We start from the raw sequence: 23,078 nt of genomic DNA, 5'->3' as shown, positions 1-23,078 counted from the left end.
TACCCCGGGCGGGAAGCGAAAGGGCGCGTCGGCCGCAAGCGGCCGACGCGCCCGGTGCTGGTGTGGTCAGCCGGCGTGCTTGCGGCGGGCGGCGGCCCGGCCACGCTGCTGCTGGTCGAGCACCACCTTGCGGATGCGCACCGCGTGCGGGGTGACCTCGACGCACTCGTCCTCGCGGCAGAACTCCAGGGCCTGCTCCAGCGAGAGCTTGCGCGGCGGGATCAGCTTCTCGGTCTCGTCGGAGGTCGAGGCCCGCATGTTGGTGAGCTTCTTCTCCTTGGTGATGTTGACGTCCATGTCGTCGGAGCGGGAGTTCTCCCCGACGATCATGCCCTCGTACACCTCGGTGGTCGGCTCGACGAAGAGCTGGCCGCGCTCCTGAAGGTTGATCATCGCGAACGCGGTGACCACGCCGGACCGGTCGGCGACCAGCGAGCCGTTGTTGCGGGTGCGCAGCTCACCGAACCACGGCTCGTACGACTCGAAGACGTGGTGCAGGATGCCGGTGCCCCGGGTGTCGGTGAGGAACTCGGTGCGGAAGCCGATCAGGCCACGCGCCGGGACCAGCCACTCCATCCGGATCCAGCCGGTGCCGTGGTTGACCAGCTGCTCCATCCGGCCCTTGCGGGTGGCGAGGAGCTGGGTGATCGCGCCCAGGTATTCCTCCGGGGCGTCGATGGTCAGCCGCTCGACCGGCTCGCAGGTCTTGCCGTCGATCTCCCGGGTGACCACCTGCGGCTTGCCGACGGTCAGCTCGTAGCTCTCCCGGCGCATCTGCTCGACCAGGATGGCCAGCGCCAGCTCACCGCGGCCCTGCACCTCCCAGGCGTCCGGCCGCTCGGTGGGCAGGACCCGCAGCGACACGTTGCCGACCAGCTCCTTGTCGAGCCGGTCCTTGACCATGCGGGCGGTGACCTTGGAGCCCTTGACCCTGCCGACCAGCGGAGAGGTGTTGGTGCCGATGGTCATCGAGATGGCCGGCTCGTCGACGGTGATCAGCGGCAGCGCCACCGGGTTCTCCACGTCGGCCAGCGTCTCGCCGATCATGATCTCCGGGATGCCGGCGACGGCGATGATGTCGCCCGGGCCGGCGGTCTCGGCCGGCTTGCGCTCCAGACCCTCGGTCATCAGCATCTCGGAGATGCGGACCCGCTGGGTGCTGCCGTCGGTGCGGCACCAGGCGACCGTCTGGCCCTTGCTGATGGTGCCCTGCCGGACGCGGCACAGCGCGAGCCGGCCGAGGAACGGCGACGCGTCGAGGTTGGTGACGTGCGCCTGCAGCGGCGCGTCGTCCTCGTACGCCGGGGCCGGGATGGTGTCCAGCAGGGTGCGGAACAGCGGCTCCAGGGAGTCGCTGTCGTCGGGCACCGAGCCGTCGGCCGGCTGGGTCAGCGAGGCGATGCCGTCCCGTGCACAGGCGTAGACGATCGGGAAGTCGATCTGCTCCTCGTCGGCGTCCAGGTCGAGGAAGAGCTCGTAGGTGTCGTCCACGACCTCCTTGATCCGGGCGTCCGGACGGTCCACCTTGTTGATCACCAGGATGATCGGCATCCGGGCCCGCAGCGCCTTGCGCAGCACGAAGCGGGTCTGCGGGAGCGGGCCCTCACTGGCGTCGACGAGCAGCACGACACCGTCGACCATGGTCAGGCCGCGCTCGACCTCGCCGCCGAAGTCGGCGTGGCCGGGGGTGTCGATGATGTTGATGGTGACCGGGTCCGAACCATCGGCGGGCAGGTAGCGCACACCGGTGTTCTTGGCCAGGATCGTGATGCCCTTCTCCCGCTCCAGGTCACCCGAGTCCATCACCCGCTCGGTGTTCTCGCCCCGGGCGCCGTACGCCCCGGCCTGCCGCAACATGGCGTCGACCAGGGTGGTCTTGCCGTGGTCGACGTGAGCGATGATGGCGACGTTGCGGAGGTCGGTGCGAAGCTGCATACCCTCTATCCTTCCGCCTGCGCTCGCGCAGGCTGCGTCGGGGTCACCCCCAGGTGCCCCTGATCTATGGTGAAACTGCTGTGCCGGTGGTTCCCCCGGCTGGCATGCTGGCTCCCGTGTCCCGGGGGCCTGAGTGCACGACCTGCTGACCTGGGTGCAGGGTCTGCCCACCCTGTGGATCTACCTGGTCGCCGCGCTGATCGTGGCGGGCGAGACCGCGGTGATCTTCGGCTTGCTGGTGCCGGGTGAGGCTACCCTGCTTCTCGTCGGCTTCCTCACCTACAACGGTACCTTGCGGCTCGGGCCGGCGTTGCTCGCGATGATCGTTGCGGCGTTGGTCGGCGACACCCTGGCGTTCCGCGCCGGTCGGCGCTACGGCCCGCGGCTGCGCGCCGGACTGGGTCACCGGGTCGGGCCGGGGCGGTGGAGCAGGGCGGACGCGATGCTCGCCCGGCTGGGTGGGCGTGGGGTGTTCGCCGCCCGATGGGTGGCCTTCGCCCGCACCCTGGTGCCCCGGCTGGCCGGCGCGGCCGGCATGCCGTACCGGCGGTTCGCCCTGTGGAACCTGGCCGGGGTGGCGACCTGGGTGGCCGGCTCGATCCTGCTCGGTCACCTCGCCGGTGAGTCGTACGACACGGTCTCCCGGGTGCTCGGCCGGGCCACCGGCGCGGCGCTGGCGTTGCTGGCGGGGCTGCTGGGGGTGGTGCTCGCCGGTCGGTGGCTCGGCCGCAACCCCGACCCGGCGCGCGCGCTGCTCTCGCGGGCCGCCGCGCTGCCGCCGGTGCGCTGGCTCGGCGCCCGGTACGGGGTGCTGTTCTTCCTGCTGGCCATGCGGATCGGGCCGGCCTGGACGCTGCTGCTCAACCTGGCCGCCGGGCTGCTGTTGCTCTTCGCCGCCGGACTGGCCATCGCCGGCCTGCTCGCCGTGGTGGTACGCAACAGCGGACTGGCGGCGCTGGACGGGGCGATCGGCGCGTGGTTCACGGCTCGCCGCACACCGGACGCCGCCGACGCCACCCTGGTCGTGGTGTCGCTGGTACGCGGGTGGGTGCTGATCGTGCTGGTGGCGATGGTGGCGGCGGTGCTGGCGTGGCGTAACCGTCCGCTGCGCACCGACCTGCTGAGCGTGGTCGGTACGGCCGGCGCGTTCGTGCCGCTGGTGATGCTGGCCGTGGTGGCCGAGTTGACCGGAGCAACCGGTGACGGCGCGCACGAGGCCGTCCCGTTCTCCACCCAGAACGCCGTGGTCGCGGCGAGCCTCTGCACCCTCGCCTGGTTGGTGTCGCGCAGCGCGCGGTGGCCGGTGGCGGTGGCCGCGTGGACGGCTGCCGCCGCGGGCGTGCTGGGGGTCGCGGCCGCGCGGCTCTACCTCGGCCTGGAGACGACGAGCGGTACGGCGGCGGCGGTACTGCTGGGGGTGCTGTGGACGGTGGTGTTCGTGGTCGCCTGGGCAACCCGGGACCGGGCGGTCGGCGACCGGGAGCAGTCGGCCGGTCCGGTCCGGCCCGCGCAGGGGCACCGCCGGCCCGTCGAACCTTGCTAATCTGCGGCGACTGTCAGACGGGGGAGGACCACTGTGCGTCAACACGCCAGACGGGTGGGCGCGCTCGTGCTCTCCAGCCTCCTGCTCGCCAGCGGTGCGGTCGGCTGCGCCGGCAAGGGGCAACGCCCCCAGGATCAGGCCGCCGCACCCGTCTCGGTCACCGAGGCGCCGACGGACGAGCCGGTCGACGAGCCGTCCGTCGAGTCGAGCCCTTCGGCGAGCGCGGTCGCGGCGATGGGCACCGCCCCGAGCCGTAGCGCGTCCGCCTCCCCGACGCCGGCGAGGAAGCCGACCCGGGCGACGGCTCCCACGAAGCCGCGCGCGGTCGCCAAGGCGCCCACCGAGACGAAGGTCCCGCCGGCGCCTCCGAAGCCCGCCCCGTCGTCCTGCAAGCCCAGCTACAAGGGCACCCAGGCGAGCCGCGCCGACGTGAAGGCGGCCCTGAGCGACGCCGCCGCCCGCACCTACTGGCTCAGCTCCGCACCGGACCTCAAGGTGCCGCTCGACCTGCTCAAGGCCACCGCCTGGCAGGAGAGCGGCTGGCAGTCCAACATCTACGCCTGCGACGGCGGCGTCGGGCTGATGCAGGTGATGCCGGGCACCGCGACCTGGATGAACCAGCGCTTCGACCAGAGCTACGACATCGCCGACTACCGGGACAACGCGTACCTGGGGGCCAACTACCTGGCCTGGCTGACCAAGTACATCGGCGACATGTACTTCGAGTCCGACTTCCGGCTCGACGCGGACCTGTGCACCGCCGAACTGAACTCCTGTCTGCTCAACGCGGTCATCGCCGCGTACAACTTCGGGCACGGGGCGGTGGCGCAGGAGGGCGAGCCCCTCGCCATCCCCAACCCGTCGTACGTGCGCAACGTGCGGGCCTTGATGACCGAGTGCGTCTGCCTGGGCTACTGAGCACGCCGACGGGGGCGGGGCCGGGTGTTTTCCGGCCCCGCCCCCGTCGCGGGGGCGGTCAGTCTCGTGCGGGCACCGGCTCGGGCGTCGCCGGGACGTCGACGCCCGGGTGGGCGTCGACGCGACCCGGCCACCAGAAGCGGTCGCCGAGCAGGAACGCCAGCGCCGGCACGAGCACCGTGCGGACCAGCAGCGTGTCCAGCAGGACGCCGATGCAGACGATGATGCCGATCTGCGTCAGCGTGATCAGCGGCAGCACGCCGAGCACGGCGAACACCGCGGCGAGCAGCACCCCGGCGCTCGTGATCACACCTCCGGTGACCCGCAGCGCGGACAGCATGCCGTCGCGGGTGCCGGTGGTGCGGGCGTCCTCCCGGGCCCGGGTCACCAGGAAGATGTTGTAGTCCACGCCGAGTGCCACCAGGAAGACGAAGGCGAGCAGCAGCACGCCACTGTCGAGCGCCGGGAAGTCCAGCACGTGGTCGAAGAGCAGCCAGGCCGCCCCGAGGCTGGCGAAGAACGACGCGATCACGGTGAGCACGAGCAGCACCGGCGCGACAAGGCCCCGCAGCAGCAGCACGAGCACCGCGCCGACCAGCAGCAGGATGATCGGCAGGATGAGCCGCAGGTCGCGGTCGTTGGCCTCGTCGGAGTCGTAGGTCGCGGCCACCGAGCCGCCCACGATCGCGCCGGTTGGCGGGTCGACGCCGGCGACGGCCGGGGGAGCGGAGTCGGGCACGGCGGCGACCGCGTCGCGTAGCGCCTCGACCGCGCGGTCCGAGGCGGGCGTGCCGGGCTCGGCGTCCAGCACCACGTCGACCTGGGCGACAGCCTGGCCGACGTCGCCCGGTCGCGCCGAGGCGACGCCGGGTACGGCGCTGGCGACGTCGGCGACCGCCCGCGCCGCCGCCGGGGTGGTGAGCACGGCCACCGGCTGGGTGCTGCCGGCGGGGAACGCCCGGGCCAGAGTCTGTGCGCCGGTCACCGCCTCGGGCGCGGCCCGGAACTGCTCGGTCTCGGACAGGCCGGTGCGGATTCCGAGCCCGCCGAGGGCCAGGCCGCCGAGCAGCAGGGTCGACAGCACCGCGACCACGACCGGGCGGCGGCGTACGACCGCGCCGAGCCGCCCCCAGAGCCGGCCCTCGCGGACCGGGCCGCCGACCCGGGGTACGAACGGCCAGAACAGGTCGCGACCGAAGAGGACCAGCACGGCGGGGAGCACGAACAGCGCCGAGAGCATGGCGAAGACCACACCGGTGGCGCAGGCCACGGCCAGTGCCCGGTTCGTCTCCTGCTCGCTGAGCAGCAGGGTGAGCACGCCGAGGACCACGGTGCCGCCGCTGGCCAGGATGGGCTCGGCGGTACGGCGCAGCGCTGCCCGCATCGCCGCGAAGCGGTCCTGTTCGCGCCGCAGTTCCTCCCGGTAGCGGGCGATGAGCAGCAGCGCATAGTCGGTGGCGGCACCGAACACCAGCACGCTGGCGATGCCGGTGACCTGGCCCTGCTGGAGGTTGATGCCGACGGCGGGCACGATCGTGTCCACCGCGCGCAGGGTGAGCTGTTCGGTCGCGCCGACCACGACCAGCGGCACGATCCACAGGAACGGACTGCGGTACGTGATCAGCAGCAGCAACGCGACCACGGCGGCGGTCACCGCGAGCAGGGTGACGTCGGCGCCCTCGAAGACCGACGACAGGTCGGCGGTCAGGGCGGGTGCGCCGGTGACCTCGGCGGCCAGCGGGTCGGGCAGGTCCGCCAGCGCGTCGCGCAGCGCGGTGACCTTGCCGGTCACCTCCTCCTGACCCCCGGAGGTGTCCAGCGGCACGGCGACGAGCGCGACCGTGCCGTCCGGGGAGACCTGGGTCGGGCTGACCCGACCGCCCATGGCCAACCGGCCCAGGTCTCCGGAGCGGGAGGCGAGGACGGCCCGGTCGGCCTCGCTCAGCGCCGCGCCGTCACCGCGACTGACGACCACGACGGCCGGTTGGACGTCGCTGGTGGGTAGCTGGTCCTGGAGACGCTGCACCTGTGTCGACTGCCACTCGGCGGACAGGCCGGTGGCGGAGACCGGTGCCGGGTTGTCCGGCCGTGGCACTCCGACGACGATCGCGGCGATGACGAGCGCGGCGGCGACGGTGAGCCAGGCCGCGAGCCGGCCACGCGCGACCCTGGTGAAGACGGACATCGCTGACCCCTAGGTCTTTTGAGCGCCAAGTATCTTGATGGACGAGATTATCGACGGCTGTTCTATGCTGCAACCCGGAGTACCGACGACGGGGAGAAGCGGCGCGACGTGGCGACTCACGGCATGTACCGGCGGCGCGACACGCGCCGCGAGCAGCTGGTCGCGGAGATCACCAACAACCTTCGGCGGTACGCGGTGGACGCCCAGCAGGTCGGTCACGCCTTCGCCAACCTGCACGGCCTCAACCCGACCGATCTGAACGCGCTGATCGCGGTCATGGACGCCGAACTGTTCGGCGACCCGATCACCCCCGGTCGCCTCGGTGAGCAGCTCAACCTGTCGTCCGGCTCGGTCACCGCGCTGATCGACCGCCTGGAACGGGCCGGGCACATCCGCCGGGACCGCGACACCGTCGACCGGCGCAAGGTGCTGCTGCACTACGCCGACCAGGGCGCCGCCCTGGCCATGGAGTTCTTCCGGCCCCTGGGCGCGCGCACCGACGCGGTGATGGACCGCTTCGACGAGGACGAACTGGACGTCGTGCACCGGTTCGTCGCGGAGATGAGCGAGTCGCTGCGGGCGCACCGCGACGCGGTCCGTGCCACCCGGCCCGAACCGCCCCACCGGACAACGGGCTGACCGTGTCCGGCCGGCTCGTCGCGCGCCTGGCCGCCGCCGGACTGCGGCTGCCCGCGACACGCCCCGGCCCGGTGCGCGTCACCCGGGACATCCCGATCCGGGCCCGCGACGGCGTGGTGCTGCGCACCGACCATTACGCGCCGGGTGACCAAGCCGCGCCGACCGTGCTGATCCGCACCCCGTACGGGCGGGGTGGCCCGTTGCGGCTGCTCGGCCGGTTGCTCGCCACGCGGGGCCGCCACGCGGTGATCCAGTCCTGCCGGGGCACCGGCGGCTCCGGCGGCACGTTCGCCCCGCTCGTGCACGAGCGCGACGACGGGGTCGACACGCTGGACTGGCTGCGCCGCCAGCCCTGGTGGTCCGGGGTGCTCGGCATGTTCGGAGTCAGCTACCAGGGCTTCGCCCAGTGGGCGCTGGCCGCCGACGCCGGTCAGGATCTCCGTGCGATGGTCGCGGTGGTGACCGCCTCGGCCACCCGGGACTCGACGTACGCGGGAGAGTCGTTCGCCCTGGACACCGTACTGACCTGGGCCGAGCTGCTGCACGCCCAGACCGTGCCGTGGCTGGCCCGCCAGCGGGAACTCAAACGGGGGCAGCCCCGGTTGGCCGCCGCGCTCGACCACCTGCCGCTGGCCGAGGCGGACCGGGTGGCCACCGGCGTCACGATCCCGTTCTTTCAGGAGTGGCTGCGGCAGCACGCCCCGGAGGCGGCGTACTGGCGCGAGCGCGTCTTCGCCGACCGGGTGGCCCGGGTGCGGGCGCCCGTGGTCATGGTCACCGGTTGGCACGACATCTTCCTGCCCGCCCAGCTCGACGACCACGCCACCCTGCGCGCCACCGGCACACGCCCACGTCTCGTGATCGGTCCCTGGACCCACGGCAGCCCCGGGCTGTTCGTGGCGGCCCTGCGCGAGGGGTTGACCTGGCTCGACGTACACCTCGGCGGGCCGCTGGACGACGAACGTCCGCCCTCTGCGGCCCCGGTCCGGGTGCACGTGGGTGGTCCCGGCGGCGGCTGGCGGGACCTGCCGGACTGGCCGCCGCCGACCGTCGAGACCGCCTGGCACCTGCATGCGGGCGGTGAGCTGGCGGTACGTCCTCCGGGCGCGTCGGCGCCCGACGAGTTCCGGTACGACCCGGCCGATCCCACCCCGTCGCTGGGTGGGCCGCTGCTGGTCGCCAAGCGAGCCGGTCGGGTGGACAACCGGCAGGTGGAGGCCCGCCCCGACGTGCTCACCTACACCAGCGCTCCGCTGGCCGGTCCGGTCGAGGTGATCGGCCCGGTACGCGCCGAACTGCACGTCCGCAGTGAGCTGCCACACCTGGACGTCTTTGTGCGACTGTGCGATGTGGACCGGCGCGGTCGGTCGTGGAACGTGTGCGACGGCCTGGTGCGGGTGACGCCCGAACGCTTCCCCGCCGACGCGTCCGGGGTGCGGCGGGTTCCGGTGTCGCTCTGGCCGACCGCGTACCGGATCGCCGCCGGGCACCGGCTGCGGGTGCAGGTCGCCGGCGGCGCCCATCCGCGCTGGGCGCGCAACCCCGGCACCGGGGAACCCCTCGGTACGGCGGTGACGCTGCGTCCCGGTTGGCGGCAGGTTCTGCATGACCCGGCGCATCCCTCGGTGCTGCTGTTGCCGATCGTCCACTCTGCCCCGCCGATGCCTCCAATCTGAACAGAATGCCTCTGACCTGGGCATTAATCGGAATGCGGGCTATGGTTGAGTCAACGCCCGGCGCCGTGCACCACCCAGACCGGGCTCGCCCAAAAGCCCGCCACCGCATACGCGGTGTGACGTCGCGCCCGGTCCCCGCCCCAGCTGAGAGGGGGACCCCATGACCCGGGCCCCGGCTAACCTGTTGGCCCTTCGAAGCCTGCTCCTCACCCACCTCGACAACGCCCCCGGCCCCGACGACCTGGAGCCGAACGAAGTCGGCATCGTCGGCGACCCGGACCACCGCGGCGGCTATCACTGCGGCTCGGACCGGGTGGTCCCGAACGACTACTCGGTGGTCGAGTCACCCCGGGACCGGGCTGGACTGACCCTCGACGCGTCGGCGCTGGACGTCGGCCAGTTCGAGGTCCGCTCCGGTGGTCGTACGAACACCCTGGTCAGTTTCTCGCTCTGGTGCGTGGACCAGTGCGCCGCGAACGCGGCCGACACCCGGGACATCCGCGAGATCATCTACAGCCCCGACGGCAACACGGTGAAGCGGTGGGACCGCCTCGGCAAGCGCACCACCGGCGACAGCTCGCACCGTTGGCACACCCACATCAGCTTCTTCCGCGACGCGATCAAGGCGGGCCGTGACCAGCGGCCGTTGTTCCGCCGCTACCTCAGCTCCATCGGACTCCTGGAGGACAGCGACATGACCCCCGAAGAACACAACTGGCTGGCTACCGTCCACAAGAACCTCACCGTCCTGGACGGCCGCAACCCGATCGGACAGATCTACACCCGGATGGCGGAGGGCCGGGACGAAACCGGCGCCTCGGTGACCGGCAACTGGAACCTGCGAGCGATGACGGCGCAGCTCACCGCCCTGCAGAGCGCGCTCACCGCGCTGGCCGGGAAGGACTTCACCGACGAGGAGGCGATCATCCAGGGCGTGCTGGCCGGGCTGACGCCGGAGGAGATCGCCGCGGCCATTCCACCCACCATCGCCAAGCAGGTCGCCGACGAGTTGGCCCGCAGGCTGGTCGCCTGAGCGGGGCGGCCCGTAGCCGCCGGGTCGCCCGCACCGCACGCCGCCCCGCAACAGTTCTTGGGCAAGACCTATTGCGCAAGAACTGTTGCGGATGGAATGGTGGCGGTATGGAGCCCCCCGACGTACGCCAGGTCACCGACTCGCGGGTGCTGGCCGCCATGGCCCACCCGCTGCGCCGCCGACTGATGGACGTGTTCAAGGTGCACGGGCCGTCGACCGTCGGCATGCTCGCCGACCGCACCGGCCAGGCGCCGGCGAACGTCAGCCATCACCTCAAGGTGCTCGCCGCCGCCGACCTGGTCACCGAAGCCCCCGAACTGGCCCGGGACCGCCGTGAACGCTGGTGGCAACTGGCCAGTCGGGCGGTGCGCTGGTCCACGACCGACTTCGTCGCCGACCCCGCCGACCGCGCCGTCGCCGACGCCGCCACCTCCCTCAACCTGGACCGGCACGTCGCGTTGGCCCGCGTCTGGCACGCCGCCGAGGAGACCGAGCAGGCCGTCTGGGGTGAGGGACCGTTCTCCGCCGACCGGTGGATGCACCTCACACCGGCCGAGCTGAAGGAGCTGAGCCAGGAGATCGTCGCCGTGCTGACCCGCTGGGGCGACCGCGAGCTGCCCGACGACGGTGTCGAGCGGCAACCGGTGTTCGTGTTCGTCCACGGCGTACCGGCCCGACCGTGACGGCGGCCACCCGCGCCGATCCCGCCCCGAACCGACCGGCCGGTGGGCTGCTGCGGCACCGCGACTTCCGCCTGCTCTGGGCCGGCCAGACGGTCAGCAGCATCGGCAGCAACGTCACCACCGTCGCGCTGCCCCTGGTGGCGGTCGCCGTGCTCGACGCCAGCACCTTCCAGGTGGCGGTCCTCACCGCAGCGGCCTGGCTGCCCTGGCTGCTGATCGGTCTACCGGCCGGCGCGTGGGTGGACCGGTTGCCGCGCCGGCCGCTCATGGTGGTCTGCGACCTGCTGTGCGCGCTCGCGTTCCTGAGCGTGCCGGTGGCCGCCCTGATGGGTCGCCTCACCGTCGCGCAGTTGCTACTGGTGGCCCTCGGCGCGGGCGTCGCGCGGGTCTTCTTCGAGACCGCGGACCAGGTCTACCTGCCGGTGCTGCTGCGACCCGAGCAACTGCCCGAGGGGAACGCGAAGCTCCAGGCCACCCAGACGGTGAGCTACGTCGTCGGACCCGGCATCGCCGGCCTGATCGCCCAACTCGCCGGTGCGGTCGCCGCGTTGCTGCTGGACGCCCTGACGTTCCTCCTCTCGGCGGCCCTCCTGCTGCGCATCCGCACCACCGGGCCGCGTCCCGTCCGCACGGACCGGTCCCGGTCGCTGCGGCGGGACATGGCCGAGGGGCTGCGCTTCGTCATCCGCGACCCGTACCTGCGGGTCCTGACGCTCATGGGGGCGGCCAGCAACATCGGCCTGACCGGCTACCAGGCGGTCCTGGTGGTGTTCCTGGTCCGCGAACTGCGGCTCGCGCCGGGACTGGTCGGCGTCCTGGTCGGGGTGATGAGCATCGGCGGGATCATCGGCGCGCTGCTGGCCACCGCCCTCGCCCGGCGCTGTGGCACCGCGCGCGCCATGCTCATCGGCGCGGCGCTCACCGGCCCACCCGCCCTGCTCATCCCGTTGGCCGGACCCGGTATCGGGCTGATCTGGCCGGCGCTCGGCGGCGTGCTGGTCGGCCTCGGGGTCGCCATCGGCAACGTCGTCAAGGGCGCGTTCCGACAGACGTACACGCCGCACCACCTGCTCGGGCGCGCGACGGTGAGCATGCATCTGCTCAACTACGGCACCATTCCGCTGGCGGCAGTGGCGGCCGGCGAGCTCGGTGCGCGTTACGGCGTCGACACCGCCGTCACCCTGATGACGGCCTGGTTGGCGTTGACCCCGTTGATCCTGCTGATGGGGCCGCTCCGGAGGCGGCGGGACCTGCCCGCCGCCCCTGCAGCGTCGTGAGTGCACTGCGGCGGCGACCGGAGACCGACCGCCGCCACCGGCACGGAGCTAGATCGGGCGGACGTTGTCCGCCTGCGGGCCCTTCTGCCCCTGGGTCACCTCGAACTCGACCTTCTGGCCCTCGTTGAGCTCCCGGTAACCGCTCGAAGCGATGGCGGAGTAGTGGACGAACACGTCCGGCCCTCCATCTTCCTGCTCGATGAAGCCGAAGCCCTTTTCCGAGTTGAACCACTTAACCGTGCCGGTTGCCATGCATCTCTCCCTGTTCAAAGCGGCGGACCACCGGCCTCTAGGCCGATGGTCGCCCGTACCTGTTCGACAGTAGCGGGCGAAACCCCAATCCGCCGGCCGAAGTGCCGTAGGTGTTTACTCGAACTCAGATGAACTCTCCACGTCACCCGCGTGCCAAACCCGCCCCGACCACCCTGTCCTGCGGCATGCTTGCGCCGATGAAGGGTGCCGCAGCCGCCGCGCTGTCCGAGCTGGAGCGCGAGATCGACGCGCCCGGCACCGGCCTGGACCGGCTCCAACTGGCACCCACCCCGTTCGTCCCCGAGGTGCGGCTGCACCTCGCCGAGGACGCGATCGTCTGGTGGGCCCGGATGGAGGCGTTCGCCGGGCACCCCCTGTCGCCGCCGTACTGGGCCTCCGCCTGGGCCGGCGGCCAGGCCCTGGCCCGGCACCTGCTGGACCACCCGGAGCTGGCCGCCGGACGTCGGGTTCTCGACGTCGCCGCCGGGTCGGGGCTGGTGGCCATCGCCGCCGCGCTGGCCGGCGCGTCCGACGTCCTCGCCAACGACATCGACCCGTACGCCGTGGCGGCTGTCACGGTCAACGCGCGCGCCAACCGGGTCACCGTCGACACCAGCGGCGACGACCTGCTCGACGGCGACGTCGACGACGCGGACCTGGTGGTCGCTGGCGACGTGTTCTACAGCCGCCCGATGGCCGAGAGGATGCTGCCGTTCCTCCGACGGGTCGTCGCCTCCGGCGCGGAGGTGCTGGTCGGGGACCCCGGCCGGGGGCACCTGCCGGCCGACGGGTTGCGGGTGCTGGCCGACTACCCGGTGCCCACCACCGAACCCTCGGTGGACCCGTCGCCCCGCCGGGTACGGGTGCTGCGACCCGCGTGACACGCCAGCCCACTCAGGGGTGACCCCGAGGCGGACACCAGGGGACGCTAGGGGCTGCGACCGGATGTCCCAGGTGGTGCGGCGGCCACAGCGTACGAGGCATGACGCAATGGCTGGCCCAGGTCGGAGAGCTGCCCGTCCTGGTGCTGATGGGCGTGCTCGGGTTGGTCATGCTCTTCGACGCCGTACCGCTGCTGGGCGTGCTGATCCCCGGTGACGTGGCGATCCTGGCCGCGGTCGGTGTCGGCCGCCCGGCCACCGGGCTGGCCACCTTCGCCGCGGTGCTCGCCGGGTGCCTGGCCGGCTGGTCGCTGAGCTTCCTGATCGGCCGTCGGTACGGCGATCACCTGCGCCGCAGCCGCATCGGAGGCTGGATCGGCGAGTCACGCTGGAGCGCGGCCGAGGGGATCCTCAGCCGCGGTGGCGGGCGGATGATGATGGTCGCGCCGTTCCTGCCCGTGTTCAACGCGCTGCTGCCGCTGGCGGCCGGCGGGCTGCGGATGTCGTACCGACGGTTCCTCGGCGGAGCGGCCCTCGGCGCGGCGGCCTGGGCCGGTCTCTACCTGGCGCTGGGCACCGCGTCGCGGTCGCTGACCGCACTGCTGCCGGGGGCGCCGAGCCCGCTGCTGGTGACCATGGGGGTCGGGTTGGTGCTGGCCTCCGTCGCGCTGCTGGGGGCGCGGCGGCGGCTGGTTGCTGTTGCTGGCTGAGGTTGGGCTGACCTGGTTGCTGGCCTGGTTGCGGTTCGGGGCCGGGGGCCTGCCGTGCCCCGCTCCGGGCGGTCAGGCTTGATCCCTGCGCCGGGCACGGCAGGCCCCCGGCCCGTCGTGGGCGCGGTTCGTCGGTGTGTCGCTCTCCACCGGCGGGTCTGGATCTATCGGGGTGTTCGGTCAGCGTCGGGTGGCCCGGTTGGGTGCTGCGGCCGGGTGGGCCCGTTGGGGAGCTCTTGTTGGGCGGTGGGTGGGCCTGGGGGCCTCGGGTTACCAGCCTCGGGTTCGCCACTGGGGGAGGGACGGGCGTTCCGCGCCCAGGGTGCTGTCCTTGCCGTGGCCCGGGTAGAACCAGGTGTCGTCCGGCAGTTGATCGAACAGCTTGTGCTCGACGTCGTCGATCAACGCGGCGAAGCGCTCGGGGTCCTTGTCCGTGTTGCCGACGCCGCCGGGAAAGAGACTGTCGCCGGTGAAGAGGTGGCCGGTGCCGGCCGGGTCGCGGTAGAGCAGCGCGATCGACCCGGGGGTGTGCCCCTTGATGTGGATGACCTCCAGCGCGCAGTCGCCGACCGGCACGGTGTCGCCCTCGGTCAGGTGCTCCGCCTCGATCGGCAGCCCGGACGCGTCGTCGGTGTGCACCAGAGCCCGAGCGCCGCTCTTGGCGACCACCTCCTCCAACGCCACCCAGTGGTCCATGTGCTGGTGGGTGGTGACCACGGCGGTCAGGCCGCCGTCACCGATCAGCTCCAGCAGCCGGGGCGCCTCGTTGGCGGCGTCGATCAACACCTGGTCTCCGGTGCCGGTGCACCGCAGCAGGTAGGCGTTGTTGTCCATCGGGCCGACCGACAGCTTGCTGATGGTCAGCCCGTCCAACTCCCGTACCGCCGGCGGGCCGCCGTGCGTGACATCTCCGCTGTAGGTCATGACGTGTGGATATCCATTTCGATGGAGGAGGAAACGCTCGGCGGCCGTGCGGTGGCGCACCCGCCGCGCCGCTCGGCGGCTGCGGTTTCGCGCGCACGCGTCGACCCTAGCGGGCACGCGGCACGCCGTCCTCGCGGAAATCGCTTTCGGCGCGTCGCCCCGCGCCCTACCGTCGGCGTCACATGCGGCACTCGGACGTCGGAGGGAGGTGGTGTTCATGCCGGACGTGGCACGCATGTTCCGCCATCACCAGCTCGACACCGATGAGGATGCCATGACGATCGATCTGACCGCCCTCGGCTGGGACGCCGACCGGGCGTCGTACGCCGCCCGACGTGGCGAGCGCCACCCGGGTCGGGTGGCCCGGGTGGACCGGGGAGTCTGCACGGTGCTCACCGCCGACGGTCCGGTCCGCGCGAGTCTCGGCCCGTCCGTGCTGGCCGCCGCCGCCCGGGACCTCTGCGCGCTGCCCTGCGTGGGGGACTGGGTGCTGCTCACGCACTGGCCGGACCGCCGGATCACCGTGGCGGCCGTGCTGCCCCGGCGAGCCGCGCTGATCCGCCGTACCGCGGGCAAGGACGCCAGCGGTCAGGTGCTGGCGGCCAACCTCGACACGGCGGCCGTGGTGGAGCCGGTGCACCCGGAGCCGGACGTCGCCCGCATCGAGCGGCTGCTCTCCCTGGTCCACGAGTCCGGGGCCCGGCCGCTCGTGGTGCTGACGAAGTCCGACCTGGCGGCCGATCCGGCCGCGCTGGCCCGGCAACTCGCCGCGGTCGCCCCCGGTGTGCCGGTGCTGCCGGTCAGCGCCGAGCGCGGCACCGGGCTGGCCCCGCTGCGTGCGGAGGTCGTGCCGGGTCGCACGTTGGGGCTGCTCGGGCCGTCCGGCGCGGGCAAGTCGAGCCTGGTCAACGCGCTCGCCGGCGCGGTGATGATGCCGACACAGGCGATCCGTCGCGTCGACGGCAAGGGACGGCACACCACCACCTGGCGGGCCCTGGTGCCGATTCCCGGCGGCGGCGCGGTGATCGACACACCGGGTGTGCGGGCGGTCGGTCTGCTCGACGGCGTGGCCGGGTTGGACCGGGCGTTCGCCGACATCGCGGGGCTCGCCGAGGGTTGCCGGTACGCCGACTGCCGGCACGACGGCGAGCCGGCCTGCGCGGTCCGCGACGCGCTGGGCACCGGTGAGCTGTCCGCCCGCCGGTGGGAGAGCTGGCGGCGGCTGCAGGGCGAGGTGGCACACGAGAGCCGGCGGCGTGAGGCGCGACTCGCCTCCGAGCGGCGGGGCGGCTGGCGCTCGGCGCGGCGCAGGGCGATTCGCCCGCCGTCGCCCGGGGGCTACTGACCGGCGGGCCGCGCTGGGGGCGAGCGCCGAAGCGGGCTCGCGTACGGCGCGGCCGACCGGGCTGAGCTGGGGGAATGTGCGGGCGGGGGAAACTGTCGTACCTCGGGGCTAGAGTTGCCGAGGCGCGTTTTCCGCGCCCGCACGACCGCTCGGAACCAGCCCAGAGCGGGACAGACCCTCCGCTTCACCTTCACCCGGGAGTACACGTACCGTGGCCGACCGACTCATCATCCGTGGCGCGCGCGAGCACAATCTGCGTGACGTCAGTCTCGACCTGCCCCGTGACGCTCTCATCGTGTTCACCGGGCTGTCCGGGTCGGGCAAGTCGAGCCTGGCCTTCGACACGATCTTCGCCGAAGGCCAGCGGCGGTACGTGGAGTCGCTGTCGTCGTACGCCCGGCAGTTCCTCGGGCAGATGGACAAGCCCGACGTCGACTTCATCGAGGGGCTCAGCCCGGCCGTCTCCATCGACCAGAAGTCGACCTCGCGCAACCCGCGCTCGACGGTCGGCACCATCACCGAGGTCTACGACTACCTGCGCCTGCTCTACGCCCGCATCGGCGAGCCGCACTGCCCGGTCTGTGGCGAGCGGATCTCCAAGCAGAGCCCGCAGCAGATCGTCGACCGGGTGCTCGCCATGGCCGAGGGCACGAAGTTCATGGTGCTCGCGCCGGTCATCCGGGGCCGCAAGGGCGAGTACGTCGACCTCTTCGCCGAGCTGCAGGCCAAGGGCTACGCGCGGGCCCGGGTCGACGGCGTGGTGCACCCGCTGACCGAGCCGCCCAAGCTCAAGAAGCAGGAGAAGCACACCATCGAGGTGGTGATCGACCGGCTCACCGTCAAGCCGAGCGCCAAGCAGCGGCTGACCGACTCGGTCGAGGCCGCGCTCGGCCTGTCGAGCGGCCTGGTGCTGCTCGACTTCGTCGACCTGCCGGAGGACGACCCGGACCGGGAGCGCCGCTACTCCGAGCACCTGGCCTGTCCCAACGACCACCCGCTCGCCATCGAGGACCTCGAGCCCCGCGTCTTCTCCTTCAACGCCCCGTACGGCGCCTGCCCCGAGTGCACGGGTCTGGGCACCAAGAAGGAGGTCGACCCGGAGCTGCTGGTTCCCGATCCGGAGCGCAGCCTGCGCGAGGGCGCCATCCAGCCCTGGTCGACCGGGCACAACCTGGAATACTTCCTGCGCCTGCTGGAGGCGCTCGGCGAGTCCCAGCACTTCGACGTCGACACCCCGTGGCGGGCGCTGCCGGCGCGGGCGCAGAAGACGATCCTGCACGGCTCCGACGACCAGGTCCACGTGCGCTACCGCAACAAGTACGGCCGCGAGCGCTCCTACTACACCGGCTTCGAGGGTGTGGTGCAGTGGATCGAGCGCCGGCACTCCGACACCGAGTCCGAGTGGTCCCGCGACAAGTACGAGGGCTACATGCGGGACGTGCCGTGCGCCGCGTGTGGGGGCGCCCGGCTCAAGCCCGAGGTGCTGGCCGTCACCCTGGCGGGCAGGAGCATCGCCGAGGTCTGCAACCTGTCCGTGGGGGAGTGCGCCGACCTGCTCGCCGGCATCGAGCTGACCGACCGGCAGAAGCTGATCGCCGAGCGCGTCCTCAAGGAGATCAACGCCCGGCTGCGGTTCCTGCTCGACGTCGGCCTGGACTACCTCTCCCTCGACCGGCCGGCCGGCACGCTCTCCGGCGGCGAGGCGCAGCGCATCCGGCTGGCCACCCAGATCGGCTCGGGCCTGGTCGGCGTGCTCTACGTGCTCGACGAGCCGTCGATCGGTCTGCACCAGCGCGACAACCACCGGCTCATCGAGACCCTGATCCGGCTGCGCGGGCTGGGCAACACGCTGATCGTGGTCGAGCACGACGAGGACACCATCCGCGTCGCCGACTGGATCGTCGACATCGGGCCCGGCGCGGGCGAGCACGGCGGCAAGATCGTGCACAGCGGCTCGGTGCCGGCGCTGCTCAAGAACAAGGAGTCGATCACCGGGGCGTACCTGTCCGGCCGGCGGTCGATCCCGACGCCGACGGGCCGTCGCGCGCAGGACCCGGGCCGGGAGTTGGTGGTGCACGGCGCGCGGGAGCACAACCTGCGCAACCTGACCGTGTCGTTCCCGCTGGGCCAGCTCATCGCGGTGACGGGCGTCAGCGGCTCGGGCAAGTCGACACTCGTGAACGACATCCTGTACGCCGTGCTGGCCAACCAGATCAACGGCGCCCGGCTGGTGCCCGGCCGGCACACCCGGGTCTCCGGGCTGGAGCACGTGGACAAGGTCGTCGGTGTCGACCAGTCGCCGATCGGGCGTACGCCGCGCTCCAACCCGGCCACCTACACGGGTGTCTGGGACCACGTCCGCAAGCTCTTCGCCGAGACCACCGAGGCCAAGGTCCGGGGGTACGGCCCGGGCCGGTTCTCGTTCAACGTCAAGGGTGGCCGCTGCGAGGCGTGCTCCGGCGACGGCACCATCAAGATCGAGATGAACTTCCTGCCCGACGTGTACGTCCCCTGCGAGGTCTGCAAGGGCGCCCGGTACAACCGGGAGACGCTGGAGGTGCACTACAAGGGCAAGACCGTCTCGGACGTGCTGGAGATGCCGATCGAGGAGGCCGCCGAGTTCTTCTCCGCCATCCCGGCCATCCACCGGCACCTCAAGACCCTTGTCGACGTGGGCCTGGGCTACGTCCGCCTCGGTCAGCCCGCACCGACCCTGTCCGGTGGTGAGGCGCAGCGGGTCAAGCTCGCGTCCGAGTTGCAGAAGCGCTCCACCGGGCGGACGGTCTACGTGCTCGACGAGCCGACCACCGGCCTGCACTTCGAGGACATCCGCAAGCTGCTGATGGTGCTCGAGGGCCTGGTCGACAAGGGCAACACGGTGATCACCATCGAGCACAACCTCGACGTGATCAAGACGGCCGACTGGCTGATCGACATGGGTCCCGAGGGTGGTCACCGGGGCGGCACGGTGCTCGCCACCGGCACCCCGGAGGAGGTCGCCGAGGTGGCCGAGAGCCACACCGGCGAGTTCCTGCGCCAGGTGCTCAAGCTCGACGGCGAGGCCAAGGGCGCGGCGGCGGCCACCACCCGGGCCGCCAAGGCCAACGGCGCGACCAAGACACGGGCGACCCGCAAGGTGTCGGCCGGCGCGCGCTGATCAACCATTACCTCTGCGGGGCGGGTCGGATGACGACCCGCCCCGCCCCTTTTGCCGGGGTCGCACGGATGCCGGTCTGAACTATCCGGCACAGTTGCGCGTGGAGAGAGATGTGGCCGGGCTTTCGGACCGGCGCAGTGGGCGAGAGAGAGGCGAGGCATGAGCGACGATCAGGCGTTGACCGGTCCGGGTACGCAGACCCGTCGTACCCTGCTCACCGGCGTCGGGGCGGTCGGCGCGGCCGTCGTCCTGGCTGCCTGCGGCAGCGACGACGGCAGTGGCAGCGACTCACCCACCAGTGGCGGCCCGGCCGTGCCCAGCACCGGCGACGCCGGCGGCGGCGACCGGCAGAACGCCCAGTCGCTGGCCACCACCGCCGACATCCCGGTCGGCGGCGGCAAGATCCTCGCCGCCGAGGGCGTGGTCATCACCCAGCCCGCGGCCGGCCAGTTCAAGGGCTTCAGCCCCATCTGTACGCACCAGAACTGCCCGGTCTCGAACGTCGACGGCGGCACCATCAACTGCACCTGCCACGGCAGCAAGTTCTCGATCGAGGACGGCTCGGTGAAGGCCGGTCCGGCCAAGAAGCCGCTGCCACCGAAGGACATCAAGGTCACCGGCGATCAGATCTCCCTGGCCTGACGGCTTGGTCTCTTCGCGGGAAGTCGGGGCGTCCGGCGTTCGTCGACGCCCCGACTTGCCGTACGCCGAGTTGATCTAGCGCTCGGCGTGGCGTGTCGGGGGTGCGGACTAGGCTTGGTGGCGTGGCTGACCCCTCGACCTACCGTCCCGCACCCGGCACCATCCCGGAGTCACCGGGGGTCTACCGCTTCCGCGACGGCACCGGCCGGGTGATCTACGTCGGCAAGGCGAAGAACCTGCGCAGCCGGCTCAACTCCTACTTCGGCGACGTGTGGAACCTGCACGAGCGCACCCGCCAGATGGTCACCACCGCCGAGTCGGTGGACTGGATCACCGTCGGCACCGAGGTCGAGGCGCTCCAGCAGGAGTTCACCTGGATCAAGCAGTACGACCCCCGGTTCAACGTCCGCTACCGCGACGACAAGTCGTATCCGTACCTCGCCGTCACCCTCGACGAGGAGTACCCGCGACTCCAGGTGATGCGCGGCGCGAAACGCAAGGGTGTGCGCTACTTCGGGCCGTACTCGCACGCCTGGGCCATCCGGGAGACCCTCGACCTGCTGCTGCGGGTGTTTCCCGCACGGACCTGTTCGGCAGGGGTGTTCAAGCGGGCCGGCCAGGTCGGCCGTCCCTGCCTCCTGGGCTACATCGGCAAGTGCTCGGCACCGTGCGTCGGCACCGTCTCCGCCGACGAGCACCGTGCCATCGTCGACGGTTTCTGCGACTTCATGGCCGGCCGCACCGACACCATGGTCCGCAAGATCGAACGTGAGATGACCGACGCCAGCGAGGCGTTGGAGTTCGAGCGGGCCGCCCGCCTGCGCGACGACGTGGCCGCCCTGCGCCGGGCCATGGAGAAGCAGACCGTCGTCCTCGGCGACGGCACCGACGCCGACGTGGTCGCGTTCGCCGACGACCCGCTCGAAGCGGCCGTGCAGGTCTTCCACGTCCGCGACGGCCGGGTCCGCGGCCAGCGTGGGTGGGTGGTGGAGAAGACCGAGGACCTGACCACCGGCGACCTGGTGCACCACTTCTGCACCCAGGTGTACGGCGGCGAGCACGGCGAAGCGGACGTACCCCGTGAGCTTCTGGTGCCCGAGCTGCCGGCGGACGCCGACGCGCTCGGGGACTGGCTCACCAGCCACCGGGGCAGCCGGGTGTCGCTGCGCGTGCCGCAGCGCGGCGACAAGCGCACCCTGCTGGAGACGGTCGAGCGCAACGCCAAGGATGCGCTGGCCCGGCACAAGCTCAAGCGCTCCGGTGACCTGACCACCCGCGGCAAGGCGTTGGACGAGATCAGCGAGGCGCTGGGCATGCGCACGTCGCCACTGCGCATCGAGTGCTTCGACATCTCCCAGATCCAGGGCACCGACGTGGTGGCCAGCATGGTGGTCTTCGAGGACGGGTTGCCCCGCAAGAGCGAGTACCGGCGGTTCATCGTCCGGGGTGCCACCGACGACCTGTCCGCGATGTCCGAGGTGCTGCGCCGCCGCTTCGCCCGTTACCTCGACGCGCGGGCCGAGACGGGCGAGGTGGGCGTGGAGTCGGCCGACGACCCGTCCACCCCGGTCGACCCCGTCGATCCGCAGGTCGGTGTCCTCATCGATCCGACCACCGGCCGGCCGCGAAAGTTCGCGTACCCGCCGCAGCTGGTGGTCGTCGACGGCGGCGCCCCGCAGGTCGCGGCCGCCGCGCAGGCCCTCGCCGACCTGGGCATCGACGACGTCGCGCTCTGCGGCCTCGCGAAGCGGCTGGAGGAGGTCTGGCTCCCCGACGACGAGTTCCCGGTCATCCTGCCGCGCACCTCCGAGGGCCTCTACCTGCTGCAACGAGTCCGTGACGAGGCACACCGCTTCGCCATCACGTTCCACCGCCAGCGCCGCTCCAAGCGGATGACCGAGTCGGCACTGGACAACGTCTCCGGCCTGGGCGAGGTACGCCGCAAGGCGCTGCTGCGACACTTCGGCTCCCTCAAGCGGCTCTCCACGGCCACGGTCGAAGAGATCACCGAGGTGCCCGGGGTCGGCCGACGGACAGCCGAGGCGATCCTGGCCGCCCTCGACCCGGGCACACGAGCCGACGACAGCACTCAGGCGACCCCCAACACGGCCGGTCCACCCAGCGCGAAGGCGACCTCCGATGCGGCGGGACCACCCGACGCGGGGGCGACCTCCGACACGGGGAGCCCGCCCGATGCGGGGGCGACTTCTGCCGCTGGCCCAGCGGTTGAGGGCTTGCCCTCGCCATGATCGACTCGGCTTCGCCGATATCGGGCTGTCAAACGGCTGGGATAGCGCGATATCGCCGAAGTCGTGTGGATCACCACCTTGCCCCGACGCGCGCATGCCCCTACCGCGCACCATGTGGGCGATCTGTCCCTATAGGTGACCTCCGCGCCCGCCCGCCTGGGCGACACGGCGGTGTCGAATGCGGAACGCGCGCCGTCGCACGCCCATGATCGCGCTCGATCCTGGTTGTAGTGGCCTCGGCCGCACGGCGAGGGCCCTCTTTCTGGTTCGAGCACGATCTTGCCCGGCAGCGCCGTCTGAGACCTTCGGCGACGTGGTCGCCCCGATCGGCAGGCAGCACTTTCGGGGATGTTGCTGCCTCACGACGGGCTGAGGCAGCAACATCCCCGAAGTTGTGCAGATCATCGACCAGCCTTGGGCGCCGATGCCGTACACGCGAGCGTTTTGTCCCCGGTGTCTGGCTTCGGCGCAGCATCCGCGATCTGATCGCCTCCAGGTCGCCGATGTGGGGGCATCCCTGTGCGGAGATACCCCTATTTCGACGATGTCGAGACGATCACCCCGCCCGAGGCGCGCCGGACCGTAGGTGGGTGCGAGGTTTGTCCTGTTCAGGGGCGTGGTGTGCTGTGGTCGGTGTCATCGTGGCGGCGGAATCGCGGGCCGGGCGGGGTCGTTATACCTGGCATGCCGCCGCGGCCCCCGGGCTGGCGGCGCAGGGCAGCGGCCGGGAACACCGGCCGGGCCGCCGTGGTTACATCCTCCGCACCGCCGTGCACCACCGGCTCAGGCCGGTAGCCAGCCCCGGGAACACCCGCCGGGTCGGCGTCGTTACATCCCCCGCACGGCCGAGCACCACCGGCCAGCCCTGGTCCGCAAGCCCTTCAGGCGCGGCGGAATGATCCGCCACCACAGGCCGTTGGACCACCCTCCGGGGACATCCCCCGTGCAGGCCCTGCTGGGTCGCCGGGTCGTCTCCGATGAGCTTTCGCTTCGGCACGTCCCCCGGATTTTTGTGTCGTGGTGTTTTCC

At 71.8% G+C, this 23,078-nt stretch carries 17 protein-coding genes; 13 read left to right on the top strand and 4 right to left on the bottom strand.

The window, feature by feature from the left end; translation table 11 throughout:
• Positions 1-66: 66 nt before the first annotated feature.
• Positions 67-1,935, bottom strand: a complete 1,869-nt coding sequence (gene typA, locus ACGFH9_RS25140) for a translational GTPase TypA (RefSeq protein WP_393223625.1) — start codon at positions 1,933-1,935, stop codon at positions 67-69.
• 133 nt (positions 1,936-2,068) lie between these two features.
• Here typA and ACGFH9_RS25135 point away from each other — a divergent pair, with 133 nt between their 5' ends.
• Together ACGFH9_RS25135 and ACGFH9_RS25130 are read left to right on the top strand one after the other, a co-directional pair.
• The gene (locus ACGFH9_RS25135) at positions 2,069-3,478 is read left to right on the top strand and encodes a DedA family protein (protein WP_393223622.1); all 1,410 of its coding nucleotides are present in this window, start codon (positions 2,069-2,071) and stop codon (positions 3,476-3,478) included.
• Positions 3,479-3,511: 33 nt separating this feature from the next.
• A complete protein-coding gene (locus ACGFH9_RS25130) occupies positions 3,512-4,396 on the top strand; it encodes a transglycosylase SLT domain-containing protein (RefSeq protein WP_393223619.1) in 885 nt (294 codons plus the stop codon).
• A gap of 58 nt (positions 4,397-4,454) precedes the next feature.
• Here the strand turns inward: ACGFH9_RS25130 and ACGFH9_RS25125 are convergent, their stop codons facing one another.
• Positions 4,455-6,581, bottom strand: coding sequence for an MMPL family transporter (locus tag ACGFH9_RS25125; protein ID WP_393223617.1), 2,127 nt, complete (start codon positions 6,579-6,581; stop codon positions 4,455-4,457).
• Positions 6,582-6,704: 123 nt separating this feature from the next.
• Between ACGFH9_RS25125 and ACGFH9_RS25120 the strand changes: the two genes are divergently transcribed.
• The 5 genes from ACGFH9_RS25120 (at position 6,705) to ACGFH9_RS25100 (ending at position 11,889) form a co-directional block, all read left to right on the top strand.
• Positions 6,705-7,220 carry a MarR family winged helix-turn-helix transcriptional regulator gene (locus tag ACGFH9_RS25120; RefSeq protein ID WP_393223778.1) on the top strand — a complete coding sequence of 172 codons (516 nt, stop codon included), beginning with the start codon at positions 6,705-6,707 and terminating at the stop codon, positions 7,218-7,220.
• A gap of 2 nt (positions 7,221-7,222) precedes the next feature.
• The gene (locus ACGFH9_RS25115) at positions 7,223-8,896 is read left to right on the top strand and encodes a CocE/NonD family hydrolase (RefSeq protein WP_393223614.1); all 1,674 of its coding nucleotides are present in this window, start codon (positions 7,223-7,225) and stop codon (positions 8,894-8,896) included.
• Positions 8,897-9,056: 160 nt separating this feature from the next.
• The gene (locus tag ACGFH9_RS25110; RefSeq protein WP_355248898.1) at positions 9,057-9,929 is read left to right on the top strand and encodes a hypothetical protein; all 873 of its coding nucleotides are present in this window, start codon (positions 9,057-9,059) and stop codon (positions 9,927-9,929) included.
• Positions 9,930-10,036: 107 nt separating this feature from the next.
• Positions 10,037-10,612 carry an ArsR/SmtB family transcription factor gene (locus tag ACGFH9_RS25105; protein ID WP_393223611.1) on the top strand — a complete coding sequence of 192 codons (576 nt, stop codon included), beginning with the start codon at positions 10,037-10,039 and terminating at the stop codon, positions 10,610-10,612.
• Entirely contained in the window at positions 10,609-11,889 is a 1,281-nt protein-coding gene (locus ACGFH9_RS25100; protein ID WP_393223609.1) for an MFS transporter, read from the top strand. The genes ACGFH9_RS25105 and ACGFH9_RS25100 overlap by 4 nt, the downstream gene beginning before the upstream one ends.
• Before the next feature lie 48 nt (positions 11,890-11,937).
• On the opposite strand, the gene ACGFH9_RS25095 is transcribed toward ACGFH9_RS25100, so the two are convergent.
• Complete coding sequence (locus ACGFH9_RS25095) at positions 11,938-12,141, bottom strand: cold-shock protein (protein WP_393223606.1); 204 nt, start codon at positions 12,139-12,141, stop codon at positions 11,938-11,940.
• Between the two features lie 197 nt (positions 12,142-12,338).
• Here ACGFH9_RS25095 and ACGFH9_RS25090 point away from each other — a divergent pair, with 197 nt between their 5' ends.
• Both ACGFH9_RS25090 and ACGFH9_RS25085 read left to right on the top strand, forming a co-directional pair.
• The gene (locus tag ACGFH9_RS25090) at positions 12,339-13,022 is read left to right on the top strand and encodes a class I SAM-dependent methyltransferase (protein WP_393223603.1); all 684 of its coding nucleotides are present in this window, start codon (positions 12,339-12,341) and stop codon (positions 13,020-13,022) included.
• A gap of 101 nt (positions 13,023-13,123) precedes the next feature.
• Complete coding sequence (locus ACGFH9_RS25085; RefSeq protein ID WP_393223600.1) at positions 13,124-13,732, top strand: DedA family protein; 609 nt, start codon at positions 13,124-13,126, stop codon at positions 13,730-13,732.
• 270 nt (positions 13,733-14,002) lie between these two features.
• Here ACGFH9_RS25085 and ACGFH9_RS25080 read toward each other — a convergent pair whose 3' ends face one another.
• Positions 14,003-14,656 (bottom strand): MBL fold metallo-hydrolase, encoded by a 654-nt coding sequence (locus ACGFH9_RS25080; RefSeq protein WP_393223597.1) that lies wholly within the window; start codon positions 14,654-14,656, stop codon positions 14,003-14,005.
• A 274-nt stretch (positions 14,657-14,930) separates the two neighbouring features.
• On the opposite strand from ACGFH9_RS25080, the gene rsgA reads away from it, so the two are divergent.
• From rsgA to uvrC, 4 genes are all read left to right on the top strand, one after another.
• Positions 14,931-16,001, top strand: coding sequence for a ribosome small subunit-dependent GTPase A (rsgA, locus tag ACGFH9_RS25075; RefSeq protein WP_393223775.1), 1,071 nt, complete (start codon positions 14,931-14,933; stop codon positions 15,999-16,001).
• Between the two features lie 211 nt (positions 16,002-16,212).
• Entirely contained in the window at positions 16,213-19,158 is a 2,946-nt protein-coding gene (uvrA, locus tag ACGFH9_RS25070) for an excinuclease ABC subunit UvrA (protein ID WP_393223594.1), read from the top strand.
• A gap of 159 nt (positions 19,159-19,317) precedes the next feature.
• Positions 19,318-19,800 (top strand): Rieske (2Fe-2S) protein, encoded by a 483-nt coding sequence (locus ACGFH9_RS25065; protein ID WP_393223592.1) that lies wholly within the window; start codon positions 19,318-19,320, stop codon positions 19,798-19,800.
• 122 nt (positions 19,801-19,922) lie between these two features.
• The gene (gene uvrC / locus ACGFH9_RS25060; RefSeq protein WP_393223589.1) at positions 19,923-22,049 is read left to right on the top strand and encodes an excinuclease ABC subunit UvrC; all 2,127 of its coding nucleotides are present in this window, start codon (positions 19,923-19,925) and stop codon (positions 22,047-22,049) included.
• Positions 22,050-23,078: the final 1,029 nt, after the last annotated feature.

The organism is Micromonospora sp. NPDC049102, assembly GCF_043197485.1.
Classification (GTDB): domain Bacteria; phylum Actinomycetota; class Actinomycetes; order Mycobacteriales; family Micromonosporaceae; genus Micromonospora.
This window is presented reverse-complemented; position numbering and strand designations above follow the sequence as displayed.